A 13,517-nucleotide genomic window follows, 5' to 3' on the forward strand; every position below is an offset into this window, starting at 1 on the left:
ATCAAATGAAAAAGTTAGCAGCACTCTCACTTGGTGTGGCGTTAATGGTGGGCTGTACTTCACAACCTGTAGGCTGGGAGCAAGGCAACCAGTTGGAATTCGCCGATACCACTGTAGTACTCAAAAGTAATCTTTGGATCAATAAGATGCCCACCATTGGCGAAGTGCAAGACAGTACTCTACATGGTGCGCTCTATTTAGAATCTGACAAACCGTTACCAGCGGAGCTAGATGTTGAAAGCGTGTCTATTCAGCAAGGTGATCAGAGCTGGATTATCGACGGGGATTTACTCGAACTTCGCACCCATAATCAGAACCAGTGGGAAGTGGTGTTTGTATGGCAAATTCCCCTCGATTTGGACCAACCAGTTGACGTGGCATTGCATATCAAACGCGAAGACAAAGTGGATTGGTTAGTCGAGAAAAACGTCAAGATAGATACCGTCTACTAACGCAGACAGATAGAAATAAAAAGGCTTGCTCCAAGGGAGCAAGCCTTTTTTATCGAATGATTAGTATGTTATTTGCTCGCCGTCTTGAGACCAGCATTAACATCGAGGATGTCTTGCTCACTCAGTGTACCAACGGCTTGACGTAGCTGAAGCACACTTAGAATGTAATCGTAACGAGCGTTAGATAGGCTCTTATTGGCATCATATAGACGACGAGTAGAATCTAGAACGTCAACAATGGTACGTGTACCAACATCAAACCCCGCTTCTGTTGCTTCAAGGGCTGATTGTGCCGAGACAACGGTCTGCTCGTAAGCACGTAGAGCACCAATTGATGCGCTGATGTTGTTGTTGAATGCGCGAACATCTTTCACAACACTACGGTAAGCAGCTTCAAGATCTTGGCTTGCTGCAACATAGCTGTATTCAGCCTGTTTAGTTTGCGAGCTAATGTTGCCACCTGTGTATAGTGGCACATTCAGATTGACGCCAATGTTGAAGTTATTGGTTGTGCCGTTTGAGCTGATGCTGTCTGAAATATCGCCGTAGTTGTATCCACCATCAAGTGTTAGCGATGGTAGGTGTCCTGAACTGGCTAGCGAAATGTTGTCTTTGGCTACGTCTTGCGCGATACGTGCAGATAGCAAGCTTAAGTTTTTCTCTTGGGCTTCGTTCACTAGTGCATCAATTGCCGTAGATGTCTTACTTGCTGAGAAACGCTTAGTATCAAGAACATCAAGATTCGAGTGCTCTTGACCGGTAATTTCACGCAGACCTTCGTAGCTGTTGACTAGGCTGTTTTGTGCCAATACTTCATCAGCGAGTACTGCGTCGTACTGTGCTTGAGCGTCATGTACGTCAGTGATTGCTGAAAGCCCAACCTCAAAACGTTGCTTCGTTTGCTCTAACTGACGGCCAACCGCTGCTTTCTCTGCCTGAACAAACTCTAGGTTGTCTTGTGCACGCAATACATCAAAGTACGCGGTCGAAACACGCAGAATCAAAGCTTGTTGTGCTGCGGCATAAGACGCATCTGCTTGGCGTGCTGATTTTTCAGACACATCCAGAGCAACCCAGCTAGAACGTTGGTAAAGTTCTTGCGAGAAGTTGATGCCAGCTGTTAGCGCATTCTTATCGTTGTCAATAGTACTACCCGCGTCCAAATCCGTGTCGCCACGTGTTAGGTTGTAACCAGCAGTCAAATTAATTTGTGGTAGAAGTGTTGCACGGCTAGAGGTCACGGCTTCAAAGGCAGCATCACGCTGGGCTGCGGCACTAAGTAGCGTTGGGTCATTCTCTTTTGCTTGATTGTAAATGTCTGCCAGAGTATCAGCGAAAGCGTGAGTACTTAGGCTGCCTAGTGCTGCACTGATAACTAGTGGAAGCAGTTTCTTCATAGGTTCAATTCCTGCCAAAAAACGAAAAATATTAGTCATCAAGAGTTTAACTCAATTGATGGCAATTCACTCGAAAACTTTGCAAAGTTTTACACTTAACTATCCAGCTGTGCAATAAATATAATTCATCAATTTAAATTAAACTGCAAAAATTGTATGAAAAGTTGAGCCACGTCCTTGGAAGTTACGCTTAGGTCTGAGTAAACTATAAGATTCACTCAGAGAGGTGCCAAATGCAACAGTCTGACCAGCAACATAAGCAGTTTACTCGCCAAGATGTGGAAATAATCTCAAAAGAAACACTGTTTCAGGGATTTTTTAAAATGATTAAGTACCGCTTCAAACATAAGTTGTTTGAAGGTGGGTGGAGTGAAACTATCGAACGCGAAATGTTCGAGCGTGGACACGCAGCGGCTATGCTACCTTACGATCCAATTAGAGACGAGGTGGTATTGATTGAACAGATCCGCGTTGGCGCTCTTGAACATGACAGCCCTTGGCAGCTGGAAATCGTCGCAGGCATGATAGATCGTGAAGAAGACGCTGAAAGTGTTGTTCGACGTGAAGCAGTAGAAGAAGCCGGTATTGAAGTAGGTCAGTTAGAGAAAGTAACCTCGTATTACCCTTCATCAGGCGGTTGTTCCGAAAAACTTGATGTGTATGTCGGTCAAGTTGATGCGAGTACAGCGAATGGGATTCATGGTTTAGACTATGAAGGTGAGGATATTCGAGTTCATGTGGTATCCCGCCAGCAAGCCTACCAATGGGTTATTGATGGGAAATTTGAAAATGGTGCCTCCATTATTGCATTGCAATGGTTGGAGCTTAACCAGCAACGTTTGAAGAGACAATGGCGCACGTAGCACTAAAGAAACCGTATCATGTTGATTTATCTGACCTGATGCGCACATATGAGACAAATTACGCAAAACTGAACGCTTTGCTGCCTTATCAGCCGAGTGTCGGTGATGTACGCTGCTATCAAGCTGCTTATATGACGTATCAGATTCAAGTGGTCGAAGTCACAAAGTACACAACTTTGGTCGACATTTGTCAAAGTGATGACGTTCCAGTATTTCCATTGCCAACAATGTCTGTCAGGCTCTACCACGATGCTCGCGTAGCAGAAGTTTGTAGCTGTGAACATCTTAAACGTGTGAATGCGCGATACGACTACCCGAATGATAAGATGCTGCAACAAGATGAAAAGGTACAACTCAATCGTTTTCTCGGTGATTGGCTGTCATTTTGTTTGAAACAGGGTATCAGTCGCACTCCATTGAATATTTAGGTTTTAGTTTTGAAAGTAACGTCAAGTTCCTTAGATAGCGGCAGTATAAAGCTACTCCAGATTACTGATACTCATTTATTTGAGCCAGCGGATGGTAGTCTGCTCAGTGTTAAAACTCTCGATAGTTTTAGTGCAGTTATTGCCGCTATTGTGCAGGAGAAGCGATCGTTCGATGCGATTCTCTCAACGGGTGATATCTCTCAGGATCACTCTGCTGGCTCCTATCAAAGATTCGAGCAAGGCATTGCACCACTTGAGAAAACATGTTTCTGGTTACCGGGCAATCATGACTTTAAACCGGCCATGGGTTCGGTCTTACCTTCACCTCAGATTCAACAGGTTGAACATGTCTTGCTCGGTGAAAAGTGGCAAATGATATTGCTTGATTCTCAGGTTGTCGGTGTACCTCATGGTCGCTTGAGCGATCAACAACTGACACTGCTTGATGAAAAGCTCACCGAATATCCAGAGCGTTATACGCTTGTTTTAATGCACCATCATCCCCTGTTGGTTGGTAGCCGTTGGTTAGATCAGCATGCACTGAAAGATGCTGAAGATTTTTGGCAAGTGGTAGACAAACACAGCAGCGTTAAAGCGGTGTTATGTGGGCATGTGCATCAAGATATGAACGTTGTGTATAAAGGTGCGAGAGTGATGGCCACGCCATCGACTTGTGTTCAGTTTAAACCTAATAGCGATGACTTTGCGTTGGATACGCTTTCCCCAGGCTGGCGTGAACTAGAGTTACATGCCGATGGCAGTGTGTCGACAGAAGTAAAACGCTTACCAGCTGGCAGTTTCCAGCCTGATTTCACTTCTGCTGGCTATTGAGGAAAGGAAATGAAACCGTCTTTACTACTTTATATTCACGGTTTTAATAGTTCACCATTGTCACTCAAAGCAAATCTAATGCGAGAGTACTGTGAACAGTATCGTCCAGATATTAAGGTAGTGATACCGCGTTTACCTTGTTTTCCTGAGCAAGCTGCACAGCATCTGTTGGATATTGTCAATCAATACAAAGATGATTATCAGATTGGCTTGGTCGGAAGTTCGCTTGGTGGTTATTTTTCGATGTGGCTCAATGCGCAGTTTGCCTTTAAAGCGGTAGTGGTTAACCCTGCGGTCAAGCCTTATGAGCTGCTTGCGGATTTTCTTGGTGAGCAAGAAAACCCGTACACTCAAGAGCGTTATGTTTTAGAGCATCACCATATTGTTGAACTCAAGCAACTCGACACTCCGGTTATTAACACGCCGTCGGACTTTTGGTTGCTACAGCAAACCGAGGATGAAGTTCTCGATTATCGTCAAGCAGTGCAACATTTTTGTGGAGCTAAGCAGACTGTCGAGCAAGGTGGTGATCACAGCTTCGTCAACTTCGAGCGTTATCCGGCTAAGATCATCGAATTCTTGGCGCTTTAATCTGCCTGCTTAGTGTTGATGAACCTAACGTCTTTCGCTCTCAATGACATATTCATTGAGGGAAGAGTCATAATTTTACTTGTTACTTACTTATCTCTCTTGACATAATTGGGTCTGTTCCAGACTATGTCTCACCAGTACTTGTGTGGATTTGAAGTGTTTGGATTTTCGTCGTTAACCTTGCGGATACCCGACAAGGTTGCCATTTAAGCCGACGCATTTAAATCGCCTGCCAAGTAAACCTTTTATTACCTAAAACGAAATTCCGTATTATGACTGAACAATATAATGCTGGGGCCATTGAGGTTCTTAATGGTTTGGAGCCAGTACGTCGCCGACCAGGGATGTATACGGATACAGCGCGCCCAAACCACTTGGGCCAAGAAGTCATCGACAACAGTGTCGATGAAGCGCTAGCCGGACACGCTTCAAAGGTTCAAGTAATTTTACATGCCGACCAATCACTTGAAGTGATCGATGATGGTCGTGGCATGCCTGTAGATATCCACCCTGAAGAGAAAGTTTCAGGGGTTGAACTGATACTATGTAAGCTGCACGCTGGTGGTAAGTTTTCGAATAAAAACTACCAATTTTCAGGTGGCTTACACGGTGTTGGTATCTCGGTAGTAAACGCGCTGTCTAAGCGTGTTGAAGTGACCGTTCGTCGTGATGGGCAAGTGTATGAAATTGCATTTGAACATGGCGAGAAAGTATCTGACCTAACCGTGACTGGTACTTGTGGTCGTCGCAACAAAGGTACCAGTGTTCACTTCTGGCCGGATACGAAGTATTTCGATTCAGCAAATTTTTCTGTTACACGTCTAGTCAATAACCTACGAGCAAAAGCGGTTCTTTGTCCTGGCTTAGAAATTACCTTTAGCGATAAGGTAAATGGCAAAGATTACAGTTGGTTATACGAAGATGGCCTTAAAGACTACCTAGCTGAAGGTGTCAAAGGGTACACGGTTCTACCAGAAGAACCTTATACCGGTGAGTTTTCTGCTGAAACCGAGGCTGCTAACTGGGCCGTGATCTGGCAACCAGAAGGTGGTGAACTGATCACCGAAAGTTACGTTAACTTGATTCCTACGGCACAAGGCGGTACTCACGTTAACGGTCTACGCCAAGGCTTGCTCGATGCAATGCGTGAATTTTGTGAGTTCCGTAATCTGCTGCCGCGTGGCGTGAAACTGACGGGGGATGACGTTTTCGATCGTTGTTCTTACGTATTGTCGGTGAAAATGCAAGATCCGCAGTTTGCTGGTCAAACTAAAGAAAGACTCTCTTCACGTCAGACAGCGGCATTCGTTTCTGGTGTCGTTAAAGACTCATTTAGCCTGTGGTTGAATGAAAAGCCTCAGTTAGCTGAGCAACTGGCGGAAGTCTGTATCGCCAACGCACATCGTCGTATGCGCGCGAGTAAAAAGGTTGTACGTAAGAAAGTCGCTTCAGGCCCTGCTTTGCCAGGTAAGTTGACGGACTGTTCCGTTCAGGACTTAAACCGCACTGAAATCTTCTTTGTCGAAGGTGACTCGGCAGGTGGTTCTGCTAAACAGGCGCGTGATCGTGAGTTTCAAGCGGTAATGCCGCTACGAGGTAAGATCCTGAATACTTGGGAAGTCTCGCCTGATCAGGTTTTAGCGTCTCAGGAGGTTCATGACATCTCTGTGGCATTAGGTATCGATCCTGATACCGAGAACTTAGACGGTCTTCGCTACGGTAAAATTTGTATCCTTGCCGATGCGGACTCGGATGGTCTTCATATCGCAACTTTGCTATGTGCATTGTTTACACGCCATTTCCGTTCGCTAGTTGAAGCGGGGCACATCTATGTCGCGATGCCTCCACTCTATCGTATCGACTGTGGTAAAGAGGTTTTCTATGCGCTTGATGATGATGAGAAAGAAGGCATTTTAGAGCGTTTGTCGAAGAAGAAAGCCAAGATCAACGTGCAGCGATTCAAAGGTCTGGGTGAAATGAACCCACTTCAGCTACGTGAAACGACCATGGATCCCAACACTCGTCGTTTGGTTCAGTTAACGATTGACGATAGCGAAGCAACGATGGAAATGATGGATATGCTGCTAGGTAAGAAGCGAGCGGATGACCGTCGCTCTTGGTTGCAAAGCAACGGCGATATGGCAGAGGTTTAACGAATGTCGACAGAAATTACATATGATGGCGTTGAACAGTTGCCAATGCGCAAGTTCACTGAAGACGCTTATCTAAATTACTCAATGTACGTAATCATGGATCGTGCTTTGCCATACATTGGTGATGGTTTAAAGCCGGTTCAGAGACGTATCATTTACGCAATGTCAGAGCTGGGTCTCTCAGCCTCTGCTAAGTACAAAAAGTCAGCCCGTACCGTTGGTGACGTGTTAGGTAAATATCACCCACATGGTGATTTAGCATGTTATGAAGCTATGGTTCTTATGGCTCAGCCATTCTCTTACCGCTACCCATTAGTGGATGGTCAAGGTAACTGGGGTGCGCCAGATGATCCTAAATCGTTCGCTGCGATGCGTTATACCGAAGCTAAACTATCTAAGTTTGCTGAGGTACTGCTAGGAGAACTAGGGCAGGGTACGGTTGAATGGCAGCCTAACTTTGACGGCACAATGAAAGAGCCGCAAATGTTACCAGCGCGTTTGCCTCACATTCTACTCAATGGCGTGACAGGTATTGCGGTTGGTATGGCAACGGATATTCCACCTCACAACGTACGTGAAGTGGCGGATGCAACGATCCATTTGATCGACAATCCAAAGTCAGAACTTGCCGATATCATGAACTTTGTTAAAGGTCCTGACTATCCGACTGAAGCAGAGATCATTTCTCCAAAGGCAGATCTAGATAAGATTTATCGTACTGGACGAGGCAGCATTAAGATGCGTGCGGTCTGGCACAAAGAGGGCAATGAGATTGTCATTACCTCTCTTCCTCACCAAGTGTCAGGTGCCAAGCTTCTAGAGCAAATCGCTGGCCAGATGCGTGCGAAAAAACTGCCGATGGTTGATGATCTTCGCGATGAATCTGATCATGAAAACCCGACACGAATTGTTATTGTACCGCGTTCCAACCGAGTGGATAGCGAACAGTTGATGAATCACTTGTTTGCATCGACGGATCTAGAAAAGAACTTCCGTGTTAACCTAAACATGATTGGTCTTGATAACCGTCCTCAGGTTAAAGGATTAGTTCAGATTCTCTCTGAGTGGATCGAGTTCCGCCGTACAACTGTTCGTCGCCGTCTACAGTATCGATTAGATAAAGTTCTTGCTCGACTACACATCTTAGAAGGTTTGTTGATTGCCTATCTAAACCTTGATGAAGTGATTGAGATTATCCGTACTGAAGATGATCCAAAAGCCGTGCTGATGGCACGTTTTGGCATCACTGATATTCAAGCCGATGCGATTCTAGATACCAAACTTCGTCACCTAGCCAAGCTAGAAGAAATGAAGATCCGTGGTGAACAAGAAGAGCTCGAAAAAGAGCGTGACAAGCTAGAGTTACTGCTAGGTTCTGAGCGTCGTCTTAACACGCTACTTAAGAAAGAGATTCAAGCTGACGCTGAAAAATACGGCGATGACCGTCGTTCACCTATGGTTGAACGCGCTGAAGCGAAAGCGTTGACTGAAAGAGATCTTGTGCCTAGTGAACTAATCACGGTTGTTCTTTCTGAAAAAGGCTGGATTCGTCACGCGAAAGGTCACGATGTTGATGCGGGCACACTGAACTACAAGTCTGGTGATAATTACCTTGCCCATGCGCGCGGTAAGAGTAACCAGCAAGCGGTATTCTTAGGCAGTGATGGACGTAGCTACTCACTAGAGTCACACTCGCTACCATCTGCACGAACTCAAGGTGAGCCAATTACAGGACGCTTGAACGTCAACGCAGGGACGAGTATTCGTCACGTTGTGATGGGTGAAGAAGATCAACTGTGGTTAGTTGGTTCGGATGCCGGATATGGCTTTGTGTGTAAAGGCAGTGACCTATTGTCGAAGAACCGCAGTGGTAAAGCATTAGTGAGCTTACCTCAAAACTCAGAGGTACTATTACCAAAAGCGATTGGAGATCTGGATAGTGATGAGATCTTAGCCATCACGAACCAAGGGCGCATGCTGCTGTTCCCGATCAAAGATCTTCCTCAGCTTGGCAAAGGTAAAGGTAACAAGATCATCAACATACCGGCGGCAAAAGCCAAAGATCGTGAAGAGTTTGTTTCTCACTTGATTGCTCTACCACAACAGAGCACCGTTACGCTTTATGCAGGTAAACGCAAGCTCGGTCTTCGCCCATCGGATCTTGAAAACTTCCGTGGTGAAAGAGGACGACGTGGTGGTTTACTACCTCGTGGGTTACAAAGAGTGACGCGGATTGAAATTGAAACCGCTGGCTCTAGCGACATAGAGCCTGATGTTCAAGAGTGATAAAAAACCCATGCATTGCATGGGTTTTTTGTTATCCAATTAGAATGACCATCAAGGTTATTCGCGGGTATCTTCTTTTATCGTCACTTTAAGTGTCTTCTCTTGCCCTTTATGCAGGATCAGCACATCAACGACAGTACCAGGACGAAGTTCGGTGACTATGTCCATGACGCTCTGGCGGCCATTAATTTTTTGTCCGTCAATCTTGAGAATGATGTCTTGTTCTTCAAAACCAGCTTCCGCTGCTGGGCCGTTAGGATCAACCCCAAGAACCACAATGCCACCGAGATGTTCGCTACCTAGCAGGCGAGAGGTCACCGAGTTAATATCTTGCCCATCAATGCCGATATAGCCGCGAATAACGCGACCGTCAGCAATAATTTTCTGCATTATTTTATTGGCGAGTGAAAAAGGAATCGCAAAAGAGATACCGTAGGTTTCCAACTCCGTTGCCTGCTGGAATGAAGCAGTATTGATACCGACCAATTCACCTTGAGTATTGACCAAGGCCCCCCCAGAGTTACCCTCGTTGATCGCGGCATCTGTTTGAATAAAGGCTTGATGTCCGTCGGCACTAATTGAAGAACGACCTGTCGCTGAAATAATGCCGAATGTGGTTGTTTGGCCGAGGTTATATGGATTTCCAATAGCTAAAACAACATCACCGACTTTTGGCGAGTAGTCTGGATTTAAAGGAATGACGGGTAGGTTTTCGCCTTCGACACGAAGTACGGCAATGTCTGTACGTCTGTCTTTACCAACCAGCTGTGCCGCGGCTATCCGACCGTCTTGTAAAGCCACAATGATTTGGTCTGCTTGAGCAACAACATGATAGTTAGTAATGATGTAGCCTTTTTCACTAACAATGACTCCCGATCCAAGTCCTTGTGTGAGTAATTTCGAACGGTCTTCTTCGGTGTACTTACGGCTATAGATATTGACCACGGCAGGAGCCGCTTTACGGACGGCTTGATTGAATGAAATCTGTACCTGAGTGCTATCAATATTGCTGGTTTGTACCGTCGCAGGGACAAGGTTGGAACGCAAGGATGGAACCGCGAGCAATAGCAGGACAGCGGTAGCGAGTCCCAAACCTACAGAACGCAATACGAATTGCAGCATGCTTTCCTCATCAATAGTCATAAAGTGTTTTAGTCGGTGAAGAATAGCATTAGATGAGAAAATAACAAAAGGACAGCGGGTTGAGCTGCTGTCCTTTCAAAGCGATATCGCGTTTTGAGTGAAATGTTATTTAACGAATAACAAGGTAAATGCTTCGTTCACCACGCTGAATGTTGAGTGCAAGAACACCTGACTGTTTCTCAACTATTTTTCTAAACTCGGCTAAGTTCTTCACTCTTTGACGGTTTACACCGATGATAATGTCATCCTTTTGCAGCTGATAAGCTTCCGCGTTGGAGCCTTTTTCGACGGTTGACACCTTAACACCCTGCACTTTATCACTGGCCGTTGTGTTGGTGAGCTCTGCCCCTGCCAAACCTTCATGAAGTTTGTCGGCTGTGGTTTTAACATTGGTTTGCGCACCAAGAGTGACATCAAAAGACTTCTGCTTACCATCTCTGACGACACCTAGCGTTACCTTTTTACCAGCACCCAGGGTGGCGACTTTAGCTCGAAGTTCACTAAATGAGTTAATTGCCTTGTCATTTACCGAAACGATCACATCGCCAGCCTCAATGCCGGCTTTATCGGCTGCACTGTCTGGTACCACTTGGCTAACAAACGCACCTTTACTTGATTCATAGCCTAAGGCTTCTGCAAGTTCAGAGGTAATCTCACCGCCTTGCACACCAAGCATACCGCGCTTCACTTCACCAAATTCTAAGATTTGGTCAGTGAGGTTATTCATCATATTGGAAGGAATCGCGAAACCTATCCCAACGTTACCACCATTTGGTCCAAGAATTGCGGTGTTGATACCAATCAACTCACCCTTCAGGTTGACCAAAGCACCACCTGAGTTACCACTATTGATCGCCGCATCGGTTTGGATAAAGTTTTCGAAGTTCTCAATGTTTAGACCACTGCGACCCAGAGCAGAGACAATACCAGACGTCACGGTTTGACCAAGACCAAATGGATTACCAATCGCAACAGTGAAATCGCCGACTCGCAACTTGTCTGAATCTGCAATCTTGATTTCGGTAAGATTTTTCGCTTTTTCGAGCTTTAACAGGGCAACATCAGACATCTGGTCACCACCGACCAACTCTGCGTCATATTCTCTGCCATCGTGAAGTTTGACGCGAATTTTTTCTGCACCATTAATCACGTGGTAGTTAGTCACTACATGACCTTGCTTGGCATCGATAATCACACCAGAACCTAAACCACGGAATGGCCTTTCTTGCAGTTGTTCAGTTGGAAAATCAGGACCGAAGAAAAAGCGAAACTGTTCAGGAATTTGTTGGCGAGACACTTGAGTGCCTTCAACTGAGATACTGACTACCGCGGGAGTGACTTTCTCAAGCATCGGAGCGAGGCTTGGCAGTTGTTCACCATCAACCGTAAACGGTAAAGCAGCAGTCGCTTGCATTGGCGTGATGATTGAACTTAGGCTTAGAGAGAGAACGGTTAAGGCAAGCAAAGGTTTTTTCATCGGATACTCCTATATAGTTAAGCCCCAAAAATTCAAACGTTTATACGTTGAAGAAGAATTAAAGGGGCACTTATCGGAATTTAAGACTCAAAAAACGATGTAAAGTTCATCACAAAAGAAAGATTGGGTTATGACGCTTTAGCGGAGACCACGTCTTGTGAGTCTAGAATTTCTTTTTTCTGGTCTTTTAGTAATCCAGTTGAACCTGCTGCGTAGTCTTTTGGAGCTTCGCTAAGAGGTTGAACCGTAGAATCAGAATCGAAAACGTGAGAATCGACCTCTGATTGTTGACTAATCTTCTTGATAAACGGATTGTCTTGTTCAGGAAGATTAGGCAGTAACTCCGCAGAGGTTTTAGCCATGTGTTGATAAAGCTTAGTGTACTCTTTACCTAGTGAGTCGAGCATTTCAGCAGACTGTGCAAAATGATCAGCAAGATCTTGTTTTTGTTGCTCTAATTCAAATTTGGCCTTATCCAAATCTTTCTGAACGTTCTTCTGCTTCTTATATCCGGGCGTCGTAAGACGTGAAATGACAGCGCCTAAAAGCATCCCAACAAGCAAGCCTACAAGGGCGTAAATCCAAGGCATAATTGCTCCTTATCATTGTTATTTAACATGTTTTTTACTGGTTAGTTACACATGTTCAAATCACATGGTACTATGAGTGCTTAAGCCAATAAAGAAAAATGCATGTGCTCTACATAGCAGTTTAACAGTCTTCTTCATTAGGTATCGAAGCGATGACGCCACTAGAAATCTATAATAAAGATATAAAAGAACACGGTTTTCAGAAAGATGCTGCTCAGTTACAAGCGGTAACCGCCTTAGATAAGCTCTATCATGAATTCATTGAGTACCTAGAAACCCCGATAGAAAAACCATCAGGGTGGAAAACTTGGTTCAGTAGTAAACAGCCTAAGCTTCCAGAATCGCCTAAAGGTCTTTATTTCTGGGGTGGGGTTGGGCGTGGTAAAACCTATCTAGTTGATACCTTTTTCGATGCACTTCCAACCGAAAAAAAAATGCGAGTTCACTTTCACCGTTTTATGTACCGCGTACATGATGAGTTGAACGCACTTGGGGATGTCAATGATCCACTTGAGTTGGTTGCTGATAAATTCAAGGCAGAAACCGAGATCATCTGTTTTGATGAGTTTTTTGTTTCAGATATTACCGATGCCATGATTTTGGGGACTCTGTTTCAGGCGCTGTTTAAGCGTGGTGTCATTCTGGTTGCGACATCAAACATTCCGCCACAAGACCTTTACCGAAACGGATTACAGAGAGCTCGATTTCTCCCTGCGATTGCACTGATTCAGGCCAATTGCGTAGTACTCAACGTAGATAGTGGTATTGATTATCGCTTGAGAACGCTAGAACAAGCAGAAATCTATCACTCCCCCCTTGATGAGCAAGCCAGTAAGAACCTTTGTCACTACTATGAACAACTGGTTGGTGAAGGTAAAAAGGGGGTGAGTGTCATAGACATAAACCACCGTCAGATTGAGGTGGTGCAAGCGTCGGAAGGTGTGCTTCACGCCACCTTTGCTCAGTTATGTAAATCTGCGCGTAGCCAGAATGACTATATAGAGCTATCGCGTATTTACCACACCGTGCTATTGGCTGATGTTCAGCAGATGAACGCGAGCATTGATGATGCAGCTCGCCGCTTTATCGCCTTAGTCGATGAGTTCTACGAGCGTAACGTTAAGCTTATCATCTCGGCTGAAGTAGAATTGGAGGCTCTTTATGCGGGTGGTTTACTTGAATTTGAGTTCAAACGTTGTCAGTCGAGATTGATTGAAATGCAAAGCCATGATTATTTGGCGAAAGAGCATTTAGCTTAGCGAGCTTGTGGTTAAAGGGTTGAGCTTGAAAAAAAATGAAATTTTTA

At 45.0% G+C, this 13,517-nt stretch carries 12 protein-coding genes; 8 read left to right on the forward strand and 4 right to left on the reverse strand.

The window, feature by feature from the left end:
* Positions 1 to 5: 5 nt before the first annotated feature.
* Positions 6 to 452: a hypothetical protein gene (locus ACQEXR_RS02345; protein WP_269376574.1), complete on the forward strand. Its 447-nt coding sequence runs from the start codon at positions 6 to 8 to the stop codon at positions 450 to 452.
* 68 nt (positions 453 to 520) lie between these two features.
* Here the strand turns inward: ACQEXR_RS02345 and tolC are convergent, their stop codons facing one another.
* Positions 521 to 1,849: an outer membrane channel protein TolC gene (gene tolC, locus ACQEXR_RS02350; protein WP_426950736.1), complete on the reverse strand. Its 1,329-nt coding sequence runs from the start codon at positions 1,847 to 1,849 to the stop codon at positions 521 to 523.
* A gap of 233 nt (positions 1,850 to 2,082) precedes the next feature.
* Here tolC and nudF point away from each other — a divergent pair, with 233 nt between their 5' ends.
* From nudF to parC, 6 genes are all read left to right on the forward strand, one after another.
* Positions 2,083 to 2,712 carry an ADP-ribose diphosphatase gene (gene nudF, locus ACQEXR_RS02355; RefSeq protein WP_138972542.1) on the forward strand — a complete coding sequence of 210 codons (630 nt, stop codon included), beginning with the start codon at positions 2,083 to 2,085 and terminating at the stop codon, positions 2,710 to 2,712.
* Complete coding sequence (locus ACQEXR_RS02360) at positions 2,700 to 3,140, forward strand: DUF1249 family protein (RefSeq protein WP_138972541.1); 441 nt, start codon at positions 2,700 to 2,702, stop codon at positions 3,138 to 3,140. Before nudF ends, ACQEXR_RS02360 begins: the two co-directional genes overlap by 13 nt.
* A 9-nt stretch (positions 3,141 to 3,149) precedes the next feature.
* Positions 3,150 to 3,971 carry a 3',5'-cyclic-AMP phosphodiesterase gene (gene cpdA / locus ACQEXR_RS02365; RefSeq protein WP_331427063.1) on the forward strand — a complete coding sequence of 274 codons (822 nt, stop codon included), beginning with the start codon at positions 3,150 to 3,152 and terminating at the stop codon, positions 3,969 to 3,971.
* Positions 3,972 to 3,980: 9 nt separating this feature from the next.
* Entirely contained in the window at positions 3,981 to 4,562 is a 582-nt protein-coding gene (yqiA, locus tag ACQEXR_RS02370; protein WP_138972539.1) for an esterase YqiA, read from the forward strand.
* 272 nt (positions 4,563 to 4,834) lie between these two features.
* Positions 4,835 to 6,715, forward strand: coding sequence for a DNA topoisomerase IV subunit B (gene parE / locus ACQEXR_RS02375; protein WP_426950738.1), 1,881 nt, complete (start codon positions 4,835 to 4,837; stop codon positions 6,713 to 6,715).
* Between the two features lie 3 nt (positions 6,716 to 6,718).
* Positions 6,719 to 9,001, forward strand: a complete 2,283-nt coding sequence (gene parC / locus ACQEXR_RS02380) for a DNA topoisomerase IV subunit A (RefSeq protein WP_426950740.1) — start codon at positions 6,719 to 6,721, stop codon at positions 8,999 to 9,001.
* Between the two features lie 57 nt (positions 9,002 to 9,058).
* Here the strand turns inward: parC and degS are convergent, their stop codons facing one another.
* The 3 genes from degS to zapG form a co-directional block, all read right to left on the reverse strand.
* Entirely contained in the window at positions 9,059 to 10,123 is a 1,065-nt protein-coding gene (gene degS, locus ACQEXR_RS02385) for an outer membrane-stress sensor serine endopeptidase DegS (protein ID WP_426950741.1), read from the reverse strand.
* A gap of 130 nt (positions 10,124 to 10,253) precedes the next feature.
* Positions 10,254 to 11,621 (reverse strand): DegQ family serine endoprotease, encoded by a 1,368-nt coding sequence (locus ACQEXR_RS02390; protein ID WP_426950742.1) that lies wholly within the window; start codon positions 11,619 to 11,621, stop codon positions 10,254 to 10,256.
* Between the two features lie 128 nt (positions 11,622 to 11,749).
* The gene (gene zapG / locus ACQEXR_RS02395) at positions 11,750 to 12,211 is read right to left on the reverse strand and encodes a Z-ring associated protein ZapG (protein ID WP_138972534.1); all 462 of its coding nucleotides are present in this window, start codon (positions 12,209 to 12,211) and stop codon (positions 11,750 to 11,752) included.
* Between the two features lie 152 nt (positions 12,212 to 12,363).
* On the opposite strand from zapG, the gene zapE reads away from it, so the two are divergent.
* Positions 12,364 to 13,470, forward strand: a complete 1,107-nt coding sequence (gene zapE, locus ACQEXR_RS02400) for a cell division protein ZapE (RefSeq protein WP_426950743.1) — start codon at positions 12,364 to 12,366, stop codon at positions 13,468 to 13,470.
* Positions 13,471 to 13,517: the final 47 nt, after the last annotated feature.

Origin of the sequence: Vibrio sp. TRT 2004 (assembly GCF_050113735.1) — a bacterium.
Taxonomy (GTDB): Bacteria; Pseudomonadota; Gammaproteobacteria; order Enterobacterales; family Vibrionaceae; genus Vibrio.

Excerpts from the sequence above, each read along its gene's own strand:
- degS (WP_426950741.1), bottom strand. The coding sequence starts at position 10,123 with ATGCTGCAATTCGTATTGCGTTCTGTAGGTTTGGGACTCGCTACCGCT.
- tolC (WP_426950736.1), bottom strand. The coding sequence starts at position 1,849 with ATGAAGAAACTGCTTCCACTAGTTATCAGTGCAGCACTAGGCAGCCTA.
- zapE (WP_426950743.1), top strand. The coding sequence starts at position 12,364 with ATGACGCCACTAGAAATCTATAATAAAGATATAAAAGAACACGGTTTT.
- ACQEXR_RS02360 (WP_138972541.1), top strand. The coding sequence starts at position 2,700 with ATGGCGCACGTAGCACTAAAGAAACCGTATCATGTTGATTTATCTGAC.
- nudF (WP_138972542.1), top strand. The coding sequence starts at position 2,083 with ATGCAACAGTCTGACCAGCAACATAAGCAGTTTACTCGCCAAGATGTG.
- parE (WP_426950738.1), top strand. The coding sequence starts at position 4,835 with ATGACTGAACAATATAATGCTGGGGCCATTGAGGTTCTTAATGGTTTG.
- ACQEXR_RS02345 (WP_269376574.1), top strand. The coding sequence starts at position 6 with ATGAAAAAGTTAGCAGCACTCTCACTTGGTGTGGCGTTAATGGTGGGC.
- zapG (WP_138972534.1), bottom strand. The coding sequence starts at position 12,211 with ATGCCTTGGATTTACGCCCTTGTAGGCTTGCTTGTTGGGATGCTTTTA.
- yqiA (WP_138972539.1), top strand. The coding sequence starts at position 3,981 with ATGAAACCGTCTTTACTACTTTATATTCACGGTTTTAATAGTTCACCA.
- parC (WP_426950740.1), top strand. The coding sequence starts at position 6,719 with ATGTCGACAGAAATTACATATGATGGCGTTGAACAGTTGCCAATGCGC.
- ACQEXR_RS02390 (WP_426950742.1), bottom strand. The coding sequence starts at position 11,621 with ATGAAAAAACCTTTGCTTGCCTTAACCGTTCTCTCTCTAAGCCTAAGT.